The 20,254-nt window shown below is 46.5% G+C and carries 31 protein-coding genes and 2 pseudogenes; 18 read left to right on the top strand and 15 right to left on the bottom strand.

Features of this window, described 5'->3' with window-relative positions; genetic code table 11:
• The 3 genes from P5674_RS14805 to P5674_RS26615 form a co-directional block, all read left to right on the top strand.
• Positions 1–280 (top strand): type II toxin-antitoxin system HicB family antitoxin (locus P5674_RS14805; RefSeq protein ID WP_373869254.1); only part of this gene is annotated, 280 nt, incomplete at its 5' end.
• 220 nt (positions 281–500) lie between these two features.
• Positions 501–1,055, top strand: coding sequence for a Uma2 family endonuclease (locus tag P5674_RS14800; protein WP_014274170.1), 555 nt, complete (start codon positions 501–503; stop codon positions 1,053–1,055).
• 63 nt (positions 1,056–1,118) lie between these two features.
• Complete coding sequence (locus P5674_RS26615) at positions 1,119–1,403, top strand: IS1/IS1595 family N-terminal zinc-binding domain-containing protein (RefSeq protein ID WP_071941059.1); 285 nt, start codon at positions 1,119–1,121, stop codon at positions 1,401–1,403.
• On the opposite strand, the gene P5674_RS14790 is transcribed toward P5674_RS26615, so the two are convergent.
• Complete coding sequence (locus P5674_RS14790) at positions 1,323–1,817, bottom strand: DUF3368 domain-containing protein (protein ID WP_006618639.1); 495 nt, start codon at positions 1,815–1,817, stop codon at positions 1,323–1,325. The genes P5674_RS26615 and P5674_RS14790 overlap by 81 nt on opposite strands.
• Complete coding sequence (locus tag P5674_RS14785; RefSeq protein WP_014274172.1) at positions 1,814–2,059, bottom strand: UPF0175 family protein; 246 nt, start codon at positions 2,057–2,059, stop codon at positions 1,814–1,816. Before P5674_RS14785 ends, P5674_RS14790 begins: the two co-directional genes overlap by 4 nt.
• 204 nt (positions 2,060–2,263) lie before the next feature.
• On the opposite strand from P5674_RS14785, the gene P5674_RS14780 reads away from it, so the two are divergent.
• Complete coding sequence (locus tag P5674_RS14780; protein WP_006618642.1) at positions 2,264–2,479, top strand: hypothetical protein; 216 nt, start codon at positions 2,264–2,266, stop codon at positions 2,477–2,479.
• Positions 2,476–2,904: a type II toxin-antitoxin system VapC family toxin gene (locus tag P5674_RS14775; RefSeq protein ID WP_006618643.1), complete on the top strand. Its 429-nt coding sequence runs from the start codon at positions 2,476–2,478 to the stop codon at positions 2,902–2,904. The genes P5674_RS14780 and P5674_RS14775 overlap by 4 nt, the downstream gene beginning before the upstream one ends.
• A 51-nt stretch (positions 2,905–2,955) precedes the next feature.
• On the opposite strand, the pseudogene P5674_RS14770 reads toward P5674_RS14775, so the two are convergent.
• Positions 2,956–3,115, bottom strand: a pseudogene (locus tag P5674_RS14770) (UPF0175 family protein); the annotation flags it as partial.
• 184 nt (positions 3,116–3,299) lie between these two features.
• On the opposite strand from P5674_RS14770, the gene P5674_RS14765 reads away from it, so the two are divergent.
• The 3 genes from P5674_RS14765 to P5674_RS14755 are packed head-to-tail and all read left to right on the top strand — an operon-like array spanning position 3,300 to position 4,083.
• A complete protein-coding gene (locus P5674_RS14765) occupies positions 3,300–3,773 on the top strand; it encodes a type II toxin-antitoxin system VapC family toxin (RefSeq protein WP_006618645.1) in 474 nt (157 codons plus the stop codon).
• Between the two features lie 3 nt (positions 3,774–3,776).
• Positions 3,777–3,968 (top strand): hypothetical protein, encoded by a 192-nt coding sequence (locus P5674_RS14760; protein WP_006618646.1) that lies wholly within the window; start codon positions 3,777–3,779, stop codon positions 3,966–3,968.
• Positions 3,961–4,083 carry a hypothetical protein gene (locus tag P5674_RS14755; RefSeq protein ID WP_286131432.1) on the top strand — a complete coding sequence of 41 codons (123 nt, stop codon included), beginning with the start codon at positions 3,961–3,963 and terminating at the stop codon, positions 4,081–4,083. Before P5674_RS14760 ends, P5674_RS14755 begins: the two co-directional genes overlap by 8 nt.
• 28 nt (positions 4,084–4,111) lie before the next feature.
• Here P5674_RS14755 and P5674_RS14750 read toward each other — a convergent pair whose 3' ends face one another.
• From P5674_RS14750 to P5674_RS14735, 4 genes are all read right to left on the bottom strand, one after another.
• A complete protein-coding gene (locus P5674_RS14750; RefSeq protein ID WP_006618647.1) occupies positions 4,112–4,333 on the bottom strand; it encodes a hypothetical protein in 222 nt (73 codons plus the stop codon).
• A 2-nt stretch (positions 4,334–4,335) separates the two neighbouring features.
• Entirely contained in the window at positions 4,336–4,536 is a 201-nt protein-coding gene (locus P5674_RS14745; RefSeq protein ID WP_231852070.1) for a type II toxin-antitoxin system HigB family toxin, read from the bottom strand.
• Between the two features lie 292 nt (positions 4,537–4,828).
• Positions 4,829–5,152 carry a helix-turn-helix domain-containing protein gene (locus tag P5674_RS14740; protein WP_006618649.1) on the bottom strand — a complete coding sequence of 108 codons (324 nt, stop codon included), beginning with the start codon at positions 5,150–5,152 and terminating at the stop codon, positions 4,829–4,831.
• Positions 5,149–5,529: a type II toxin-antitoxin system RelE/ParE family toxin gene (locus tag P5674_RS14735; RefSeq protein ID WP_006618650.1), complete on the bottom strand. Its 381-nt coding sequence runs from the start codon at positions 5,527–5,529 to the stop codon at positions 5,149–5,151. Before P5674_RS14735 ends, P5674_RS14740 begins: the two co-directional genes overlap by 4 nt.
• Before the next feature lie 84 nt (positions 5,530–5,613).
• On the opposite strand from P5674_RS14735, the gene P5674_RS14730 reads away from it, so the two are divergent.
• From P5674_RS14730 to P5674_RS14705, 6 genes and pseudogenes are all read left to right on the top strand, one after another.
• Complete coding sequence (locus tag P5674_RS14730) at positions 5,614–5,844, top strand: type II toxin-antitoxin system HicB family antitoxin (protein WP_006618651.1); 231 nt, start codon at positions 5,614–5,616, stop codon at positions 5,842–5,844.
• 102 nt (positions 5,845–5,946) lie between these two features.
• Positions 5,947–6,069: a type II toxin-antitoxin system HicA family toxin gene (locus P5674_RS14725; RefSeq protein ID WP_286131439.1), complete on the top strand. Its 123-nt coding sequence runs from the start codon at positions 5,947–5,949 to the stop codon at positions 6,067–6,069.
• Positions 6,059–6,448: pseudogene (locus tag P5674_RS14720) on the top strand (DUF433 domain-containing protein). The gene P5674_RS14725 and the pseudogene P5674_RS14720 overlap by 11 nt, the downstream one beginning before the upstream one ends.
• The gene (locus P5674_RS14715) at positions 6,399–6,815 is read left to right on the top strand and encodes a DUF5615 family PIN-like protein (RefSeq protein WP_006618653.1); all 417 of its coding nucleotides are present in this window, start codon (positions 6,399–6,401) and stop codon (positions 6,813–6,815) included. The pseudogene P5674_RS14720 and the gene P5674_RS14715 overlap by 50 nt, the downstream one beginning before the upstream one ends.
• Positions 6,816–7,281: 466 nt before the next feature.
• The gene (locus P5674_RS14710) at positions 7,282–7,503 is read left to right on the top strand and encodes a hypothetical protein (RefSeq protein WP_006618654.1); all 222 of its coding nucleotides are present in this window, start codon (positions 7,282–7,284) and stop codon (positions 7,501–7,503) included.
• Between the two features lie 40 nt (positions 7,504–7,543).
• Positions 7,544–7,879 (top strand): type II toxin-antitoxin system VapC family toxin, encoded by a 336-nt coding sequence (locus tag P5674_RS14705; protein ID WP_071941061.1) that lies wholly within the window; start codon positions 7,544–7,546, stop codon positions 7,877–7,879.
• A 207-nt stretch (positions 7,880–8,086) separates the two neighbouring features.
• Here the strand turns inward: P5674_RS14705 and P5674_RS14700 are convergent, their stop codons facing one another.
• Positions 8,087–8,503 (bottom strand): type II toxin-antitoxin system VapC family toxin, encoded by a 417-nt coding sequence (locus P5674_RS14700; RefSeq protein WP_006618656.1) that lies wholly within the window; start codon positions 8,501–8,503, stop codon positions 8,087–8,089.
• Positions 8,500–8,763, bottom strand: coding sequence for a hypothetical protein (locus tag P5674_RS14695; protein ID WP_006618657.1), 264 nt, complete (start codon positions 8,761–8,763; stop codon positions 8,500–8,502). Before P5674_RS14695 ends, P5674_RS14700 begins: the two co-directional genes overlap by 4 nt.
• Before the next feature lie 463 nt (positions 8,764–9,226).
• Between P5674_RS14695 and P5674_RS14690 the strand changes: the two genes are divergently transcribed.
• Genes P5674_RS14690 through P5674_RS14680 form a run of 3 tightly spaced genes read left to right on the top strand, consistent with a single transcriptional unit; the run spans position 9,227 to position 11,360 of the window.
• Entirely contained in the window at positions 9,227–10,420 is a 1,194-nt protein-coding gene (locus P5674_RS14690; protein ID WP_081471127.1) for an AAA family ATPase, read from the top strand.
• Complete coding sequence (locus P5674_RS14685; protein ID WP_006618659.1) at positions 10,413–11,117, top strand: hypothetical protein; 705 nt, start codon at positions 10,413–10,415, stop codon at positions 11,115–11,117. Before P5674_RS14690 ends, P5674_RS14685 begins: the two co-directional genes overlap by 8 nt.
• Before the next feature lie 54 nt (positions 11,118–11,171).
• The gene (locus P5674_RS14680; protein WP_006618660.1) at positions 11,172–11,360 is read left to right on the top strand and encodes a hypothetical protein; all 189 of its coding nucleotides are present in this window, start codon (positions 11,172–11,174) and stop codon (positions 11,358–11,360) included.
• Between the two features lie 174 nt (positions 11,361–11,534).
• On the opposite strand, the gene P5674_RS14675 is transcribed toward P5674_RS14680, so the two are convergent.
• The 6 genes from P5674_RS14675 to dacB form a co-directional block, all read right to left on the bottom strand.
• A complete protein-coding gene (locus P5674_RS14675; protein WP_014274177.1) occupies positions 11,535–11,846 on the bottom strand; it encodes a hypothetical protein in 312 nt (103 codons plus the stop codon).
• A gap of 420 nt (positions 11,847–12,266) precedes the next feature.
• The gene (locus P5674_RS14670; RefSeq protein WP_006618662.1) at positions 12,267–12,740 is read right to left on the bottom strand and encodes a sensor histidine kinase; all 474 of its coding nucleotides are present in this window, start codon (positions 12,738–12,740) and stop codon (positions 12,267–12,269) included.
• 139 nt (positions 12,741–12,879) lie between these two features.
• Complete coding sequence (locus P5674_RS14665) at positions 12,880–14,253, bottom strand: serine hydrolase domain-containing protein (protein WP_006618663.1); 1,374 nt, start codon at positions 14,251–14,253, stop codon at positions 12,880–12,882.
• A gap of 248 nt (positions 14,254–14,501) precedes the next feature.
• Complete coding sequence (locus tag P5674_RS14660) at positions 14,502–16,316, bottom strand: ABC-ATPase domain-containing protein (RefSeq protein ID WP_006618664.1); 1,815 nt, start codon at positions 16,314–16,316, stop codon at positions 14,502–14,504.
• A 163-nt stretch (positions 16,317–16,479) separates the two neighbouring features.
• Positions 16,480–17,034, bottom strand: a complete 555-nt coding sequence (locus tag P5674_RS14655; RefSeq protein ID WP_014274180.1) for a hypothetical protein — start codon at positions 17,032–17,034, stop codon at positions 16,480–16,482.
• A gap of 23 nt (positions 17,035–17,057) precedes the next feature.
• Positions 17,058–18,482, bottom strand: a complete 1,425-nt coding sequence (dacB, locus tag P5674_RS14650) for a D-alanyl-D-alanine carboxypeptidase/D-alanyl-D-alanine endopeptidase (protein WP_014274181.1) — start codon at positions 18,480–18,482, stop codon at positions 17,058–17,060.
• A gap of 78 nt (positions 18,483–18,560) precedes the next feature.
• On the opposite strand from dacB, the gene P5674_RS14645 reads away from it, so the two are divergent.
• Positions 18,561–19,346: a 2-phosphosulfolactate phosphatase family protein gene (locus tag P5674_RS14645; protein WP_014274182.1), complete on the top strand. Its 786-nt coding sequence runs from the start codon at positions 18,561–18,563 to the stop codon at positions 19,344–19,346.
• Positions 19,347–20,254 lie beyond the last annotated feature (908 nt).

The raw sequence follows: 20,254 nt of genomic DNA, 5'->3' as shown, positions 1-20,254 counted from the left end.
CATGTACGGTTTTGTATGGGAGGGGGAGATGGCGACATCTCTCTCGACCCCTACTCCTGATGAAGTTAAGTGTATGAAAATTAACGCCATTATTCATCCCGCAGAAGAAGGGGGGTATTGGGCCGAAGTCCCAGCCTTGCCGGGTTGCATTACTGAAGGCGATACCTTGGAAGAGGTAACGCAGAACTTAAAAGACGCTGTTGAAGGTTGGCTGAATGTTGCAAATAATAGCTCGAAAAATATAGAGCCAACCAACAAAATCGTCGAAATTGCTGTATGAAGTCCATTTCCGGAAAACAACTTTGTAAAATTGTGGAAAAGAAGGGCTAGATTTTAGAACGAATTACCGGAAGTCACTATATTTACAAGAATCCCTAAGAACCCAAAATCATCTCTATTCCTGTCCACCGTAATCAGGACTTAAAAATCGGCACGTTAAAAGCATTGATAAAAATAGTCAATCTCACAGAGAATGACTTGTAAAAAAAGCGCGATCGCCCATGCCAACCACCCCCCTAAAACGTCACCTACAGTGGTCGATCGAGGATTACCACCAAATCGTCAACACCGGCATCCTCGCCCAACGGCGTGTCGAACTCGCCGGAGAAATCCTGGAAATGGCTCCTGAATCCGCCGATCACACCTATAGCTGGGGGTCCCTCGTCACTCGCCTCAGTCAGATGCTTGGCGATCGCGCCCTAGTGCGTCCCCCCGCACCGATTACCCTAAGTCAGTCGGAACCCGAACCCGACATCGCCATTGTCACCGGAACCTGGGAACGCTACATCGATCGCCATCCCAGCGCCGATGATATTTTCTGGCTCATCGAAATATCCCGCCCCACTCTAGCATTTGATCGCACCGTCAAAGCCCCTCTCTACGCCGCTGAAGGCATCGCCGAATACTGGATTATCAACCTCAAGGAACGACAACTCGAACGCGATCGCCAACCGAGTCCAACACATTACCGCGATCGCCAAGTTCTCAACGGTGGCGCGATCGCCCCCCTAGCCTTCCCAGACTGTATCCTAGAGGTGCGATCGCTGTTTCCTTAGTGCCGGCACTGGTGTCTTAGAAGGTGATCGTTTAGAAGGGTGGCAATGCATGAGGTATAATCGATGAAATGTCCCCATTGCCAGAGTGAACAGACCGTGAAAAACGGCAGCGCCATCCGTAGCGGCCAACGCCAACAGCGCTACAAGTGTCGTAATTGTGGCAAACGGTTCAATGAGCGCACCGGCACACCGATGGCACGCTTACGCACCGCCCCGGAACTGGTAGCTAACGATTCTCTATCAGATGTAAAAGGAATCACCACATTGTTAAGTGACCAACTCATCCGCAGCCATCAAAACATCTGCATACAGTTGGCTACTAATGCGGAAATTTGCTTGTTGCATTAAACTATCCATAATAGGCTGAACTTGCGTAATTATTTTTTGGCGCTTTGCTAAGAGAAGAATTCCTAAAACTCCAGTAATCTTTACCCCAAACTCTCTGGCAGTTTGTCTACCCAACCGTTCATCAATAATTAAGCGGGCTGCTTTCATTTCGATCGCCAGTGCAATGGCTTCAGCCTCTCCCACATTGACACGGGTTTTTAAATCATTAACTAACCTTTGATTTTGTACGGATTGAATATCCAGCCAAGTTGCCGATCGCACTGCTGTAATCACAGTTTCCCCCGCCCTGGAATCCAATAATTCCTCATGCACCGCACAGGGAATTAAAATCCTACCATAAAGCTGAGGCATTAGGCTAAGTTGCTCGACCTTTGCTAAATTGGAAATGGGTGAAGTGTTGCTGACAACAATCATGGCCACTCCGTTTCCTCTAAGGTTTTGAGGTCTTCCTGAAACTCATCACTATCATAATGGACGCAAATACCACGCTCAGAAATCAGTTTTTGAAACTGCATCCGATGCAGACCCACTAACTCACTGGCTTTGCCTAAACTGATTTTATCTTGCTGAAACAACATCAGCACAATTTCCAACAATAGCTCATTTTCAGAAAAGCCACTGGCCTTTACTAGGTCATCGGAAATCACTAAACTCATAGTAAACTCTCCTAAGCTGAAATCTCCTGCTTAAATCTTAGCAGCCGGGGGAGCGATCGCCCTCCAATTGCGGATGCCATCTCGGCTAGACTCAGAAACCTTCTCTGATGGATTTCTATATGGTCACAGAGGGTCAGAAGGTTTTTCTGCACTTCAAGCCTTGCGATACAATAGAAATGCAACCCTACCCACTTTTTGAAATCCATGACAACCCACACTTCACTAGAAGAACGCATGGCAGCAGTGGAAGCAGCCATTACTCAAATTCAACAACAGATTGCCCCTCCGAAATCGAGCAACTGGTTAGAGCAAATTAGCGGTTCTTTTAAGGATGAACCAGCTTTTGAAGAGATCCTCGCATTAGGGGAAGCCATTCGCCGAGGCGATGAGTCTGTATTAAACGCACCAGAAATGGAATGAGATATTTATTAGATACAGATCACCTAAGCATTCTTCAACGTCAATCTGGGGCAGATTATCACAATCTGATGGCACGAATGGCTCAATATCCCCTCTCTGATTTTGCCATTTCAATTATCACAATTCAGGAACAAATGCTGGGCTGTCATGCCTATATTAACCGCGCTCGTTATCCCAATGAATTGGTTAAGGGCTATGAGATAATGGTAAGGCTAGTAGCTGATTTTCAGCGATTACCCCTTCTCTCTTTTGATGCGATCGCAGCCCAAACCTTAGAACAGTTGAACTCCCAACGGATTCAACTGGCTCAGATGGATGCGAGAATTGCAGCGATCGCACTTTCTCGGGAACTGATTTTGTTAACCCGTAATCATCGAGACTTTAGCAAAGTGACAGGATTAGCAATAGAAGATTGGACAATTTGAAGTGGGGGAAAGCAGAAACCTGGGTTCTTTTAGGGATTCTCTATCCTAACAGAGATTTTGAAACTGCATCCGATGTAGCCCCAATAACTCACTGGCTTTCCCCAAACTGATTTGATCTTGCTGAAACAACATCAGCACAATTTCCAACAATAGCTCATTTTCATAAAAAGCCACTCGCCTTTACTAGGTCATCGGAAATTACTAAACTCATGGGTAACTCTCCTAGGCTGAAATCTCCTGCTTAAATCTTACCAGCCGGGGGAGCGACGCGGAATACAGAAACCGGGTTTCTCTGATGGGATTCTGCATCTTTACGAAGATTTCCCTAAAAACCCGGTTTCTCGGCACAACCCGATCGCCTGAGCATAAAATAGAGTGACTTGACTTTTATCTATATGAATGAAACTGTTTACATCGAAACCAGTATTTTAGGGTATCTCACCGCTAGATCGACCAAAAACTTGATTATCGCTGCCAACATGGAGATTACAAGGGACTGGTGGGAACTACGCCGGAATGCTTTCACTCTCTATACATCAGAAGCCATTTTAGACGAAGTGGCACAAGGAGATCCAGCGATCGCCGCCCAACGATTAGAGATTTTAAGGGATTTTCCTTTGCTGGCTTTGAATCAAGCGGTAGAAGGTTTGGCAGCACAATTTTTAGCCCAAAGCAATTTGCCCCCTAAAGCCAAGATAGACGCGATCCACATCGCTGCCGCCACTGTTCACGGCATGGATTATTTGTTAACATGGAACTGCAAGCATATCGCCAATGCCCAGATTCAAGGAAAACTCGCCGAAATTAGTCTCGATTATGGCTATGTTTTGCCTGTTCTCTGTACGCCAAACGAACTCATGGGAGATTAGTCTATGTGGAAAGATGAAATTGTCGAAGAAATCCACCAAATTCGCGAAGCATATGCCAAGTCTTTCAACTACGATTTAAATGCCATTTTTGAAGACCTCCGCAAAAAGCAAGCAGAAAGCGGCAGAGAAGTTGTTACGTTATCGCGCCAACCCGGTGTAAAAACCCGTTGGAGTGGAGGATATTTGGGTGGATAAACAAAGAAACCCAGCCACAAATCAACTTAGCCGAGACTCAGAAACCGGGTTTCTTTTAGTGATTCTGCATTTTTACCAAGATTTAACTATAAACCCGGTTTCTCGGCAAAAGTAAGCGCGATCGATTACCAGAAATGAAACCATCAGTCTTGAAGTTCAGGAACCCGATCGGTTTCATATTGTTCAATTAAAACACCGAGAATATCCATCAGTGAAGCCAAGGGATGGGCTTCATTTTCTCCCACCTCATCAATTAATTGATCGAGCCAGTCAACCAAATATTGATAACTAGCTTCATCGCGGGGAATGACTAATTTAGTTGCTAGGGGCTGCCACAATTTTTGAGTTTCATCAATGCTCAACATTTTTACTCTCTCCATTTTCCTTGATCATACTCTGCATGGGTCAAAACTGCCCGAATATAAAGTTTTTGTCGATTATAGTGAATTGCGGCTATTAACCGGACTTTGTTCCCACCAATATTAAACACTGTGAGATTATCAACTTGGTCAGCACTGGGAAACTCGCTACGAAGTTCAACAAAGGAATTAAATTTTCCTGATTTCACCAGTTGATACCAACGGGCCAATGCGCTTTCTGTGTCCGGGTACTTGGCTGCAAATTCATCTTCGTCGTTTGCGTGTGATAACGTGCATAATGAAACTTCGGGATATTACCTAATTATATCATTGGTGTGAATGTCTGCCCTCCTTAAATTCCCTCGCCAAAGAACGAAAAAGGCGATCGCATAGACTCAGAAACCGGGTTTATTTCAGGGTTTCTGCATCCTCACCAAGATTTTGCTAGAAGGTTTCTCTGCATAAGTAAAAGCGATCGCCTTTAATCTTCTATTACTTCCATTACAACGCCACCACTCGTGTTTCAGCTTGTCTGAAAGACTTCGGTTTGACTACGATTTCCACATCCCGACCCAACGCATTTAAAAAACGAAACAACCGAGTAGTGGAAAACCCCGATAGCTTCCCATTCACTAATGCCGACACTTTAGGCTGGTCAATTCCTAACATTTCTGCCGCCTCAGTTTGAGTCATATTTTGGTCGGCGATAATACCACTAATTCTCCGGGCAAGTTCTGCCTTGACCAGTAATTCATCAGAATTTTCTAACTCTAAATCTGCGAAGACATTGCCACTGCCTGCTTGTACTTTAATGGGTTCATTCATATTTTTCCTACTGATTGATGTAATTTTCGCTCGTAATGTTCTTTGGCACGTTTAAGCCTTGCCTCGATTAGCTCAATATCCTGCTTAGGCGTTGCAATTGCTTTTTTTGACTTCTTCTGAAAAGCGTGTAGGACATAGACCACACCAGCTAACTTGAAAGTATAAACCGCTCGATAAGTGTCTCCGTCAAAATCTTCGACAACTTCAAGCACCCCAGCCCCATTAAAGCCTTTGAGTGGTTTCGCAGACGGGTGCTTTTCACCGCATTGAGCTAGATATAGCGCATAACCAACACCTTGCCGAACCTCCTCCGGGAACTCCTTTAAATCCTCAAGAGAACTGCCAACCCACTCAACTGGTTTTAGTAATTCACTCATGCTTCAATTATGCTAGTTTTGGCACATCATGTCAATCCCTGAATCCTGCTAGACTGAACTTAAGGAATTTATTAAGCTAAGTTTATGAAAATTAAAGCCATTATTCATCCAGCCGAAGAAGGGGGTTATTGGGCAGAAGTTCCAGCCCTTCCCGGTTGCATTACCGAAGGCGATACCTGGGAAGAGGTTACGCATAATTTACAAGACGCCGTTGAAGGGTGGCTGAGTCTTGCTAATAATAACTTGAAGAAAACAGAGGCAACAGACGAAATTGTGGAAGCGCGAAGCATGACCGTAATAAATTACTGTTTTTAATTAATCGCATATCTGCGGTCATGCTTCGCCCCTACTCGAAAAAAAATCAAAATTGTGGAGAAGAAAGGCTGGATTTTACAGAGAATTACCGGAAGCCACTAGATTTACGAGAATCCCCAAGAACAAAAAATTCTCTCTATTCCGGTTCATAGTAATCAGGACTTAAAAATTGGCACTTTAAAGGCATTAATGAAAATCGCCAATCTCACAGAGGATGACTTGTGAAAAAAACGCGAATGGCACGCAGAAACCGGGTTTATTTCAGGGATTCTGCATCTTTACCAAGATTTCCCTAGAAGGTTTCTGGGTACAGAGCGATCGCCCTTATGTCATAATGGAGAAAAGTCAGGATACTTCAAGGAGTCTTATGGCGATCGCCGAACTAGATCGTATTATCATCAACCCAGCGGTGTGCCTTGGACAACCAACAATCCGGGGAATGCTGCTTACGGTAGAATTTGTCCTGAAGCTACTCGCTAGTCAGTTATCGGTTTAACAAATTTTAGACTCGTATCCAGAGTTGGAGGAAGAAGACATTCGTCAGGCTCTCAATTATGCAGCCTGGGCGGTATCCGATCGGATTGTTAGCTTTACTTCAGTATGAGTCCTCTGCGTTTAATTGCCGACGTTCATATTTCTCCTTTGACAGTTGCGGATTTAAAGGCACAGGGCTACGATTACGCACTACAGATTTATTACCTGCGACTGCTGGTGATGCGGAGATTTTGGAACTTGCGAGAGTACAAGGTAGGGTTGTTTTAACCCAAGACCTAGATTTTTCCATGCTGGTAGCTCTCAGCAATTATGGACTGCCCAGTTTGATAACATTACGGTTGTCTTCTGTAAAACCCGATTTGGTTACACAAAAACTCCTAGATGTTTTACCGAATGTGAAAACAGAACTGACAGAAGGTGCGGCGGTGACAATTAATGATGATTCTGTGCGTATTCGTAAGCTGCCAATTCGATGAAGTCATGTCTAACAATTCTCTTATAGCGGGCTGAAAGGATCTGCAAATGCTAAGGACTGAGAATATTTGCCGCTGCATAGACTCAGAAACCGGGTTTATTTCAGGGTTTCTGCATCCTCACCAAGATTTTGCTAGAAGGTTTCTCTGCATAAGTAAAAGCGATCGCCACATCATTAAGTAATCGACTCATCCACCGCCATCAAAACATCCTCATAGAGTAGTAGTTAGGGGTCTGAAACCAACCCCAACACCACCATCTTTAACTGCTGTTGGGTTTCACTGCGTTTCACCCAACCTACAAAGTTGAGAGCGATCGCCCAGGGTGACAGATGCCATATCACTTACTCTAACCAGGCTTCTACCGGAGTTTCTGCATCCCCACAGAGATTTTGCCCAAAAATCGGTTTCCGAGGTACAATCGCTGTAAACCGAAACTCTCAACCCTACTTTTCCAGGCAATATAACCATGAACAGTCAAGAAATCACTGCCATATTTGATGGTCAATCCTTGAAATTAGAGTCGCCCTTAAACCTAGAAGTAGGAACAAGAGTGAAAATTACCGTAGAAACCCTATCGCCCCCTAAATACACCCCCAAGACCTTTCTACAAACAGCCCAGTCCTTAAAGTTACAAGGCGCTCCAGATTGGTCCGAGAATATTGACCAGTATCTGGCTGACCATGAATGAAGTCTTCTTAGATACCTCTTTTGCCATTGCTTAATCTTCCATTACAGACCAACATCATGGTAAAGCCGTTGAATTAGCCACTCAACTAGAAACTCATCAAACCGGGCTAGTAACGACTGATGCTATTTTATTGGAAATTGGGAATGCCTTGTCTAAATCAAAATATAGAAGGGCAGCCATTCAACTCTTGGAATCCCTAGAAAGCGATGCGAATGTTAAAATTATCCCTTTAACTAAAGACTTATATTTGGCGGCTTTTCGGTTGTTTAAACAACGCCCTGATCAAGAATGGGGGTTAGTAGATTGTGTGTCATTTATTGTAATGCAAAATCGAGGGATAACGGACGCACTAACCGCTGATGCTCATTTTCAATAAGCAGGATTTCGAGCGTTACTCAAACTCTAGTACCTCTTTTTAGCAGCCGGGGGAGCGATCGCGCCTGAGACTCAGAAACCGGGTTACTTTCAGGGTTTCTATATCTTGACTAAGATTTGACTAGAAACCCGGTTTCTCTGCATAAGTAAGAGCGATCGCGCCTTGCGGATATATTACCTACACTCAGAAAGCTTCTGTCAGAGTCTCTTAGTTTGGGATAACTTCAAAAGCCTCTTTATCATATAGTCGATCAACATAAAAATCACTATCTAATGTAAAGATTCGCTTAATTTTTTGACTTTCTGCCACAGCCACCAGAGAAGCATCTGCTAAATCCATCGGGATATCTTGATATTTTTCCATCAAAACTTTCATCCGTTGACATTCTGCTTCATTTGCTGTATGAATATCCAAGGCTTTTCTATTGATAAACTCCCATAAAATTGCCTGTGCTGACCAACCTCGCAATTCTGATAAGAAGTACATCGCTTCCGTAAAACAAGGCCAGGTTGTTAAAAGAGAACCCGTCAGTGTTTTGTAAGTTTGAACGCCGCATTTAACATGGGCTTCTCCCTGACCTTTGTCAATCAGAGCAATGAGAGGACCAGTGTCAACTAAAATCATGGTCGTTGCAGTCCTTGTTTAGATAATTTTGTGGCAATCTGTTCGCCAAAATCAGTTGACTGAAACTGATGTAATGGTTCAGCTTGACTATCAATAGCCCCAATTAAATCGCCGATTTTTTCAGATAAAGGTTCGGCTTCAGACTGGGGCAGATCAAGTTGAGACAAAATCCAATTTTCAGGAGTTAAACCTTGTTTTTCGGCAACGGCTAAAAGAGCTTGGTAAGTGTGTTCAGATAGGGTAATGGTATGTGATGACATAATTTGACTCAGTTTGCTTGCTCCTATGTTAACACCGCTCAATGTTAATGTGTCACGGCAGATTTGGGTTATTCCCATCATTTGTGGGAGAGGTTAACACACCCTACATAGCCTTAAATATTAGCAGCCTGGGGAGCGATCGCTGCTAGTTGCGGATACCATATCGCCTGAGACTCAGAAACCGGGTTTCTTTTAGGGATTCTGCATCTTTACTAATATTTCCCTAGAAACCGGGTTTCTCGGCACAAGTAAAAGCGATCGCCTGAGCATAAAGATGAGAAATAAAACGTTGTAACTAATAGTTTTTGGGGAACACCCTCCTCTTGAAATTCAGAAAAATGCTCCTACTTCCTCAAACTCAATTAACCACCAATCATCATGGCGTCTCCCGTGGCATAATAGTTTTATTTTAACCAGTGAAGTAGGGGTTACTGCCCCATTGGGGAGGATGGAATAACATACTATGACGATGATCCGCGAGGTGAAAATCCGAGGCTTCAAGTCCATTTACTCCGCCACCCTAGAACTCGGCAGAGTGAATTGCTTCATCGGTGCTAATGGATCGGGCAAAAGTAACCTCCTAGAAGCCCTGGGAGTCTTAGGAGCCGCAGCCAATGGGGTGGTTGATGATGAAAGCCTGCTGCGTCGTGGGGTGCGGGCGGGCTTACCCAGGCTGTATAAAAGCTCCTTTGCGAGCGATCGCACTCCTGCCCATATTGCCATTGAGGTCACCGGCTCGGGTAACGAAGCGTATCGCGTTTCTTTGCTTAACCCCCTGGATTCCCCGGAACCCGCTTGGTCGTATAAAACCGAAGTCCTCAGTGACGGCTATGAGGAAATCCTTTCTGATGGAATTCGCAACAAGAAAAACCTCAACCCCAAAGCTGGTTTGGCTGCCTTGCAGTTGGTGGATATAGACCCCAAGAATCCGGCGGCTCAACTGATGCAGCGCCTCCAGGAATTTGCCATTTACTGCCCTAACACTCCCACTCTGCGTGGCATTGTCCCGGACCAACAATCGCGCCTCCCCCTGGGTGTGAGCGGTGGACTACTCGCCGAAGGGTTTGCCACCCTGCGCCAACATTTAGAGGGTAGAGGGGAAGAGGGTGAGGAGATTCTGGAGCAAGTGCTAGAGTTGATTGACTGGGTGGCTGATATCCAAACCACCAGCTATGGAACGAATCTGCTCTCACCCAAGGTGCCTCGGACTAAGCTCCTCCTGAAATTCAGCGATCGCTTTATGAACCAAAGCCGCAATGAACTCACCGCCTACGATGCCAGCGAAGGCTCACTTTATGTCATTTTGGCGGCGGTGCTGTGCCTCTTACCCCAAGCTCCCCGACTGCTGGCGATCGACAATCTGGATCAAGCCCTGAATCCCCGGCTGCTGGCACGGCTGATTTCCCGTCTTTCGGGCTGGCTTCAGGATAATGAGAGCGATCGCCAACTCCTGTTTACCGCCCATAATCCCGCCGCCCTTGATGGTCTGAATTTACTTGATTCTGAGGTGCGCCTATTTGTGGTAGAGCGCAATAGCAACGGTCAAACCTGTATCCGTCGCCTCACACTCACCCCTGAACTCACTCAACTGAACCAGCAATATCCCCTATCACGCCTCTGGGTCATGGGGCATCTAGGAGCGCTACCCAATGTCTGATCCGTTAAAAATTGCCCTAGTAGCCGAAGGGCCAACGGATTTTGAAGTGATTCAAGCTGCCCTCAAAGCCGTGTTACCCCATCCATTTATCATCACGCTCCTGCAACCGGAAGCGACTCAACCACAAATGGGAGGCGGTTGGGGCGGTGTGCTGAAATGGTGTCACGCGGCGCAACAGAGGTATAATGGCTCACTGGATACTGACCCCACTTTGAGTGGCTTTGACTTGCTGATCATTCATGTAGATGTGGATGTATCGACTTTTCAATATGACAACTGTGGAGCAGGGGTGACAGAACTAGCGCAGCAGAACAACTGGGGAACTCTCCCCTGCTCTGAGACCTGTCCTCCCGTAGCCGATACGGTGGCTGCTCTAATGAGCGTGATTCAAAGCTGGTTAGGACAAGCTACACCAGGCGATCGGACACTGTTTTGCCTGCCTGCCCAGTCCTCCGGCACTTGGTTAGCCGCAGCGGTACTCGCTCCAGGGCATACCCTCCTAGCCAAGGGCGAGTGCGATGTCAACCTAGAGAATAGACTGGCAAACCTACCCAAGGGAAAGCGCATCAAGAAAAACAAGCGAGATTACCAAGCCCATGCGCCACACATTACCCAGCATTGGACAAAAGTCAAAGGACTTTGTACCCTTGCCGCCAATTTTGAGCAGACTGTATTAACTGTAGTCCGTTCCCTGTAGTAGGGGCTTGGTGCTTTTTCTCTAGATCTGTCAAGGTGTATTTGTAGGGAAACAATGCGATCGCCTGAAAAGGGTGATCAGGCAAAACCCCTACATTCGGTCAGTCAGAAACCCTGTTTTTCTTATCAATCTGTTCGGCAAAATCAGTTGAATGAACTTGATGATGAGGTTCCATTTGACTATCGATCGCCCCAATTAAGTCTCCGATTTTTTCAGATAACGGGTCGCTATCCCCTCACCTAAACGATTACACTAATCTATCCCCGGGATAATCGTCGCGTCCCCATCGGGGAGGCTTTCGCCGATGTTCTCCGGACTGATGAAGGGCAATTGCTCCTCCAGTCGGCTGGTTTAATTCCCCTCTGGGAAATTGCTCCCCTCCATCGGCGAATCAACCTGCCACATTTCAACCGCACATCACTTTTCCTGGGAGCAAACCGCTGTGTCATCAGGACGGGTGATGGAAAAGGCATCAAATTCACCCAACTCAAATTCACCTGTGACCGTCAGTTGATCCTCTACACTGATATGGCTTGCTGTAGAGTCCCCACAAAGCTCCCAGGCATCAACCCGGACGGAGCGATCGCCTGTATTCAACCGAAAGCCATCTTCCCACACCCTCTCCACTGTTCCGGTAAAAGAATTGTCTTGTTGCGCGTGAGCATTGGATATCACACTGACAGCGATCAAACCACTTAACGTTATCAATGCCGCTTTCCATAATTTCATTGTGATCATCCTCCATTTTTTATGTTGGTTAGGGTTGAACATCAAACGCCATTCCTTCCTGACGGCGTTGCTTGAGGGCAACACCTGAAAGCAAATAACCGTTCCAGCCGGTTCAGCCTGTTTCGGTGAACTAAACTTATTGTACTTGAATCGTAAGAGAACCGTAAGAAAAGGGTAAGAAAGCTCTTACGATGCCATGTCTGGGGCTTCGCTCTGCCGTGATTCTTTTGTCTTAGGGTATTCCCACAAATAAATCATCCATATCCGATGCGATCGCACCTAACAAAACACTCTGACTCCGCGCAGGCCTGTCCTGAGCCCGCGCAGGACAGGCTTTGTCCGTGTAGCCCCAGGCTTGAGCCTGTGGGGTTTTTGGCGGTTTTATTTGTTGGAGTTCCCTTAGCCCATCTGACTAGGGTTTTAGTTGGGAAAGGTGACTGTAAAGGTTGTGCCATGACCAAGTTGGCTCTGGACTGCGATCGCCCCTTGGTGGCGGTGGACAATTTCCTGGGCGATCGCCAGTCCTAACCCCGTACCCCCCATTGTGCGAGAACGTGACTTGTCTACTCGATAAAAGCGCTCAAATAGATGGGGCAAATGCTCTGGCGAGATACCTATTCCGGTATCACCCACCCTGATCTCAATACAATGTTCTTGAACCACTGCGGTTAAATTGACCTCGCCCTGAGCGGAAGTATATTTCACCGCATTGTCCAACAGATTCAGAAACAGACGAATCAGATGGTCTGGACTACCTTGAATCTGAAGATTGGGGACGATGTGAGTTGAGAACTGAAGTTGCTGGAGATCGGCTAACGGTTGAATCTGCAACGGTTGAATCTGCTCGGCGATCGCCGCTAACAAGTCACTCAGATCAATGAGTTCTAAATGCACATCTTGATGACGCGGCTCAAGCCGAGAGAGGAGTTGAGTAGGTTGGGTGGAGTTACGAAACCCAACACCACTGTCTCTGATTAATGTTGGGTTTCACCCAACCTACAATTGAGAGACTTCGCCCCAATTTAGTAGTTGACTAGCTTGGGTCAACCTGCATGAGGTAATTTGCTAATGCTTCGTAGGCCGGTAGAGAAGTCGGGTCAAGTTTGGCATTGCTGGCAACCGGGAAAGAGGCAAACCGAGCAATGACCATATCCGCCGTAGGGTCAACATAAATAGCCTGACCATATACCCCTCTGGCCATGAATGCGCCGTGGTCATTGTGGGTAATCCACCACATACTGCGATAACTCCACCCGTCGAGTAAGGCGTGACCGCCATCAGCAAAAGCGCGGCGATCGCCCCCTTTGCGGATACTCTCAATAGCTTCTGTAGGTACAATCTGTTCATCGCCGACTTTGCCATTATTCAGCATCATTTGCCCAAAGCGAGCCAGATCTCGAAGTCCGAGACTCATGCCACCCCCGGCGAAGGGAGTGCCAATAGAATCAACAGATATGTAGGCATCGAGATCAGCGCCCAGTTTGCCCCAAACTTTCTCCGACAGCACTTCGGTCACGGGTTTTCCGGTGACGCGGCTGATTAACCAACCCAAAACATCCGTGTTGATGGTTTTATAGCCAAAGCTGACCCCATGGTTGCCCTGCTTTTGGACGGTTTGCAAAAATTCAAAATAAGTTCTCGGGCCAGTATAGTCGGCTGGTTTTGGCAGGGGATTGCCAGCGGCCGCGTGTTGCCAGATTTCCGAATCAGGATCGGCATAGTCTTCCCGGTACACGAGCCCAGTGGTCATATCCATCACCTGGCGGACTGTGGCATCGCCAAAGGCGCTCTGGGTAAGTTCCGGGATGTATTCTCCCACCAGCTTGTTTTCGTCGAGTTGCCCTTCAGATACTAAGATTTCCCCTAGGGTGGCAACAAAGGACTTGGTCATAGACATGGCTCCATGACGTTTAGCTGGGTCTAGGCAGCCAGCATAGCTTTCGTAGACGACCTTGCCATGGTGCATGACCAGCATACCGTCAGTGAAATTCGCGGCCAGGGATTCTTTCCAGGTCATGGGCTCAGTGGAACCCAACGGCATAAAGGTAACCTGGTCAATTCCCCTTATTTCAGCAGGTTCTAGGGGAGCTACCTGTGACAGTCTACGGCTAACGGCTTTGGTGGGCATCAACTGTTGGAAATTGCACACAGTCCAGCGCCACTGGGGAAATTGGGCATAGCTGCTGTCGTCAAACCTGATGATTTTATCGGCAGGCGGTGGCGCTCCCTGCATCCATCCTAGGGTTTTGGGGTCTGAGTTTTCGGCAGTCCAGGTCATGGCTTCAGCAAAGGAGTGTTGGTTATCGGTAAGGTGACGATCTGCGATCGCCGTGGTTGAAAGGTTTAAGGTTAGCAACAGGGAACAGCCACCCATAAAAAGGGTTAGCAACAATCGTTTCAAGGTCATCTTTCCAGTAGTTTCCTGACACGAGGAAGTCAATTAACTATTAGTTAAGCGTAATTCCTTAATTTATCCGATTTTGTCCGTATAAGTCGATCGCTCTGTGAGGTTTCCGCCAGTCCCCAAAGATGCGATCGCTTCCGGGTGGCGGATGCCATATCGCCTCAGAAACAAATAAACCCGGTTTCTGTGAGGGTTTCTGTATCTTCACCAAGATATCAACTAGAAACCGGGTTTCATAGTTAATGTCATGCTCACTGGTCTGATTTCACCTCCAAACTTCGTAGGCGGTTAATAGCTGCCGCCAATTCAAAACGTCGGAACATAGCTAAATCTCCCTGGGGAAAAGGACTGATGATATCCAAACCCTTTTCCTGAATATCTGCCATAATCTCATCAAGAATTTCTGGGAGAGTTTTTACCCCATCAATATATCTGTTTTTAGCGTAGACCATCGCCTCAGCGATCGCCCTTAATTGGTCTTTAGAAACCAACTGTTCCACCGCCGATAAATCCACATCCTCCGACCCAAAAGTTACCTCATCCACATCTCGCACTTTCACCCGCACATCTCGCTTTCCACGACTAGGATCAAGACTTTCGGCTAGGGGAACCCGTGGCTTAATCTTACCAAACTTTTGACCGCCTTCTGAGGTGCGACCCGTCCTATATTCAGCCGCGATCGCCTTAGCTTTTTCCGTCAATTCCACTGGCTGAAAATTATCCATAGCTATCACCCTATCAGCCACATCAAAATAATCGCCACTTCCTCCCATCACCAGAATAGTAGACACCCCATAATCATCATAAAGTTGTTTAACCTTATCAATAAAAGGCGTAATCGGTTCCTGTTCCTTCGCAATTAAAGCCTGCATTCGGCGGTCGCGAATCATAAAATTAGTCGCCGCCGTATCCTCATCTACCAGTAACACCGGAGGAGTCGGTTTTTCTCCCAAAATTAATGCTTCCAAGGCTTCCATAATATTAGCAGCTTGGGATGTACTACCACTAGCATTTTCCGTCGAAAAATCAGTAGTCGATCGCCCTTGCGGAAGCTGATTAATAAAAGGTGAAATATCCACCCCCGCCACACTGCGACCATCTTCCGCCCGCACTTTCACAGCAGCCGAGTCCGTCACCACAAATTCTCTGCCATCATCAGGAATATGGTTATAAACGCCCCTCTCAATAGCTTTAAGAAGAGTCGATTTTCCATGATATCCACCCCCTACAATTAGCGTAATTCCCCTAGGAATACCCAAGCCCCTAATCGGTCCCCCGTTGGGTCGGTTTAGTTCAACTTCTAAGGAAGGGGGAGACTGAAAAGCGATCGCATTTTCCCTCGATAATGGGCGGTCATTCACCCCACTTTGGCGCGGTAAAATGGCATCATTAGCAATAAAAGCCACCAGGGAACGATCGCCTAATTGTTGTCGCAGACTTTCCGTATCTTCCACCGTTTCCACATGACGCTGACAGGCGGCTTCGTCTAGGTTTTCGTATTTGAGAGCGCGATCAACAATAGCCGGAATATCCTCACATAACATAGCCGCCGCTTGGCGACCCAGAATATTGCGACCCCTGGCTGGGAGTCCTACAAAAAAGCGAATTTCGATGCCTTTTTCCGAGGTGGCGGCTATCGGTTTCCCCCGTTGTAGCGCCGGGTTCCCTCCTATCGTTTTCGGGGTCGGGTTAGCGACTTGGACTAGGTAGACCGAAGTCCGCGCCAGCACTTCCTGACCAACCCTGGTAATCGCAATCATACCACTTTTACCTGTACCCCGACGACTGCTAATTTCATAAGCCGCCCGGTCAAACTGTCGGGTAAGATAGTCTCTTAGCGCCACTTCTCGGATCGGGTTTTGGTATAGTTGCGGCGGAAAATTAGCGATCGCTGGTGGAATTTGCACCCGCAATTTACTGGGGGAAGCAAAGGGATCGCCCTGGACATAATCAATAATTAGAGTAAAGTCGGGAAATTGATATTCACCGGAGATATCTTTATAGGCTTTATAGCCTCGGTTGTCGAGGTCTAGTAATTTTTGATGCAGATACTGTTTACTATTCATGGGAAAAATTGACCGTTAAAATAGATATGACTTAGGCTTAAATTGGCAGTCCTAATTAATTGGGGATGGCCAGGCTGACAACCGATAGCTGTCCATTGATTAGAACAGACAGTTATGCACCTATAATATTGTAGCATATCGGGAGCCCCATATTCTCAAAGTTTTACGGGCTTTCATCGGGCTGTATATCGAGCAATTTTTCACCAATTTCTACATAGTTTTGATGCTGATAAATATAAGGAACTCTCCTAGATGAAATCTTCAGCAATACCGGAGGTGTAGGAAGTAGGTATTCGTCACTAGGTTCCCACTCATTTGTAATCGCCATCAATGCTTTAATTTCTGTCTCTAGGGTATCTGATAATTCGTTTATTTTAGCTGATTGCTTGATTAATTTTTCCCAGATAATTTGAGCTTGGGCTTGATAGATTTGAGATTGCTTCACCGACAGAGTTGCTTGCAGATTTTTAACCTTCATTACAGCCACTTTAATATCTTGGTCAATATGCTGTAAGTTAACTGGCAGGTCAGCGATCGCTTGTTGTTCTTGGCGATGAAATTCGCTGATAGCTGCCGCTGATTTATCTTCAGGAAATATCAATTTTACCTGAAAAGCTGACCGGATAAGGCGGACGGCATGATATTCAGCGATCGCCTCCTTTAATCTCTGCTGAATTCCGTGGAATTCCTGTTGAAGTTCCCCCAGACTTTTACCCATAACTTTACCTCTAATTTGATGGACTAATCACATGATTGTAAACCAGTTAAAACCACTACTATCCTATCAATAGCCTCTCGTAATTCCTGAGTCGATAAATTCGACTGATTCACTATAATAGCAAAAGCCAAAGGCGAATAACTCTCAGATTTTACATAACCCGCCAGAGAAGACATACCTCTCATAGTGCCAGTTTTTGCCCAAACCCGACCCTGTGCAGGCGTATCTTGAAAGCGTCTTTCCAGAGTGCCACTGACCCCCGCTACCGGGATAGCATCTTGATAAATTTCCCAGTGGGGAGAGTTCCACATTACCCGCAAAGTTTCCACTAAAACTTCCGGAGTAGCCAGGTTATGACGAGACAAACCAGAACCATCTCGCAGCACATATCCTGACCGACTCACCCCTAAATTATCTAGCACTTCCGCTATCATATTTAATCCCGAACTGGCCGCATCTGAACTACGTCTTTGGACTCCCAAAGTCCTGACAATTGCCTCAGCAAATACATTATTACTTTGCATATTTAAAGTCCTCACCAATTCCGACAATGGCGGTGATTCCACCCAGGCAACTTCCGGTTCCGAACCCTGAGAATAATTAGCCAGTATCCCCCGATTGACAGATATTTCCTGTTGTGATAGTATAGTTTTGAACCCATCTAAAAAGTTTTGACCGGGATTAATAACAGCCGCAAAAACATTTTCTGGTTCCGCCCCAATATGCAACTGCCCAGACACCCGAATAATCGGTTCCGTAAAAGAGCGACCAATCGCTACAAATTCCGGTTCTGTAGTGCTAACAGTCCGGGTTTGATTATCAACTTGCCAGCCGATACCTTGTTCAGGTCTAACCCAGGTCACTCTTAAAGGTTGACCCACATTTTCAGTCGGCCATAGTTTCAAATCTAGGGAATTTTGATGTAAAATCAGGCTATTAACCGGGGCTCCATAACCCGCTTGCACATCTTCCCATTCCCAGTTAGGGTTGACAGTCATCCCCGGAAAATATCCGTCCTTAGCCACCAACGTATCAATTTGGGAAATGCCACGATCGCGCAATTGTTGGGCTAAACTTTCCAATTCAGTATTAGTAATCGTAGGGTCGCCTCTTCCCACAATATAAACATTGCCATTGCCACTACTATAAACAGAAGTACGGATGCGAAAATCCGGCCCTAGTGTTTCCATACTCGCTACAGTAGTTAACAGTTTAATAGTCGAGGCGGGGAGAAAAAAACGCTCCGAGTCCAGACTATATAAGACTTGGCCAGAGTCTAGGGACTCAATCAGAATTCCCCAGCGGGAACGAGAAAATTTGGGGTCAAGGGCGATCGCATTAATTTCAGCTTCAAGTACCGCTGGACATATAGACCTAGGTTCGATCGCCATAACTGGCCCTGAGAAACTAAGCAGAGTCGAAATGAGAGCGATCGCAATTGATTTCATAGTCCTTATCTTGGAAAATTGCAGCAAAGATGTGGAAATATATAAACTGTCAGTATTAATTTAATACATATAACTGTCGTGAAAATTTTTGTTTACCATACCCCCGAATTAACTCCTACAGACAGCATTCCCGATTGTGCGATCGTCGTTGATGTACTCCGGGCCACCACCACCATAGCCACAGCCCTCAACGCCGGTGCCGAAGCAGTGCAAGTCTTCAGCGATATCGATGAACTCATGGAAGTTAGCGAAAAATGGCCCGCCGACAAACGCCTACGAGTTGGAGAAAGGGGCGGGCAAAAAGTCCCAGGTTGCGACCTAGGTAATTCTCCCCTCAACTGTACCCCAGAAGTAGTTGAAGGTAAACGACTCTTTATGACCACCACTAACGGGACCCGCGCCCTCCAGACAGTTCAGAATGCCCCCGTAGTCATCACATCAGCTTTAGTCAATCGCCGAACCGTCGTAGAATATCTAATGACCACCAAACCAGAAACCATCTGGATAGTCGCATCAGGTTGGGAAGGTAGCTTTTCCCTAGAAGACACAGCCTGTGCCGGGGCCATTATTCATAGCTTGTGTTCAGAAATGGGTTATCCCATAGATCACCTAGGGGGCAATGATGAAGTTTTTGGTGCTGTAGCCCTTTATTACCAGTGGCAAAATCAACTATATAAACTCATGAATACCGCCAGCCATGGTCAACGTCTAGTACGTCTGGAATCCTACGACGACCTGAAATATTGCGCTGACACAGACATTGTAACTGTCCTGCCCATCCAAAGCCAACCTGGGGTCTTAATTAAATCCCAAATGAAAATGCAGAGTCTTCAATATTGGATAGAACAACCCCTCGCCTTTTGATAACTCATCCCGTTACCGCCACTATAGGATCTTAACGGGAGATTCATAAACTCCATGGGTTTGATTAGGAATGGGTTTGATCAACAAATATATCCCCCTTCCATGCTACCCATTGGAGTTAGTCATATCACAATGACCACCAAAGTTTGATAGTGTTGTCACCACTGCCACTAGCCAGCGTTTGACCATCTTGGCTAAATGCCACAGAATTAACCGGGTCAGAATGTCCAGTCAGCGTGTGTCGCAGCTTACCTGTCCTCACATCCCAAAGTTTGATAGTGTTGTCAAGACTCCCACTAGCCAGAGTTTGACCATCCCGGCTGAATGCTACAGACCAAACCCAGCCATAATGTCCAGTTAGCGTGTGTCGGAGCTGGCCTGTTCTCACATCCCAAAGTTTGACAGTCTTGTCAAAACTGGCACTAGCCAGGGTTTTACCATCCCGGCTGAATGCTACAGACCTAACCCAGTCAGAATGTCCAGTCAGCGTCTCGCGTAGCTTACCTGTCTTCACCTCCCACAGTTTAATAGTCTTGTCAGAACTCCCACTAGCCAGAGTTTGACCATCCCGGCTGAATGCCACAGAATAAACCCTGTCAGAATGCCCAGTCAGAGTGTGGCGAACCTTACCTGTCCTCACATCCCACAGTTTGATAGTCTTGTCAAAACTCCCACTAGCCAGAGTGTGACCATCCCGACTGAATGCCACAGACCTAACCCAGTCAGGATGTCCAGTCAGCGTCTCGCGTAGCTTACCTGTCGTCACATCCCAAAGTTTGATAGTATTGTCCCCACTCCCACTACATAGGGTTTGACCATCCCGGCTGAATGCCACAGAACTAACCCAGTCAGAATGTCCAGTCAGCGTCTCGCGTAGCTTACCTGTCGTCACATCCCAAAGTTTGATA

The sequence above is a fragment of the Limnospira sp. PMC 289.06 genome, from assembly GCF_032350395.1.
GTDB classification, from domain to species: domain Bacteria; phylum Cyanobacteriota; class Cyanobacteriia; order Cyanobacteriales; family Microcoleaceae; genus Limnospira; species Limnospira platensis.
The sequence above is the reverse complement of the archived record's forward strand: the minus strand, read 5'-3'. Positions and strand labels throughout refer to the sequence as shown.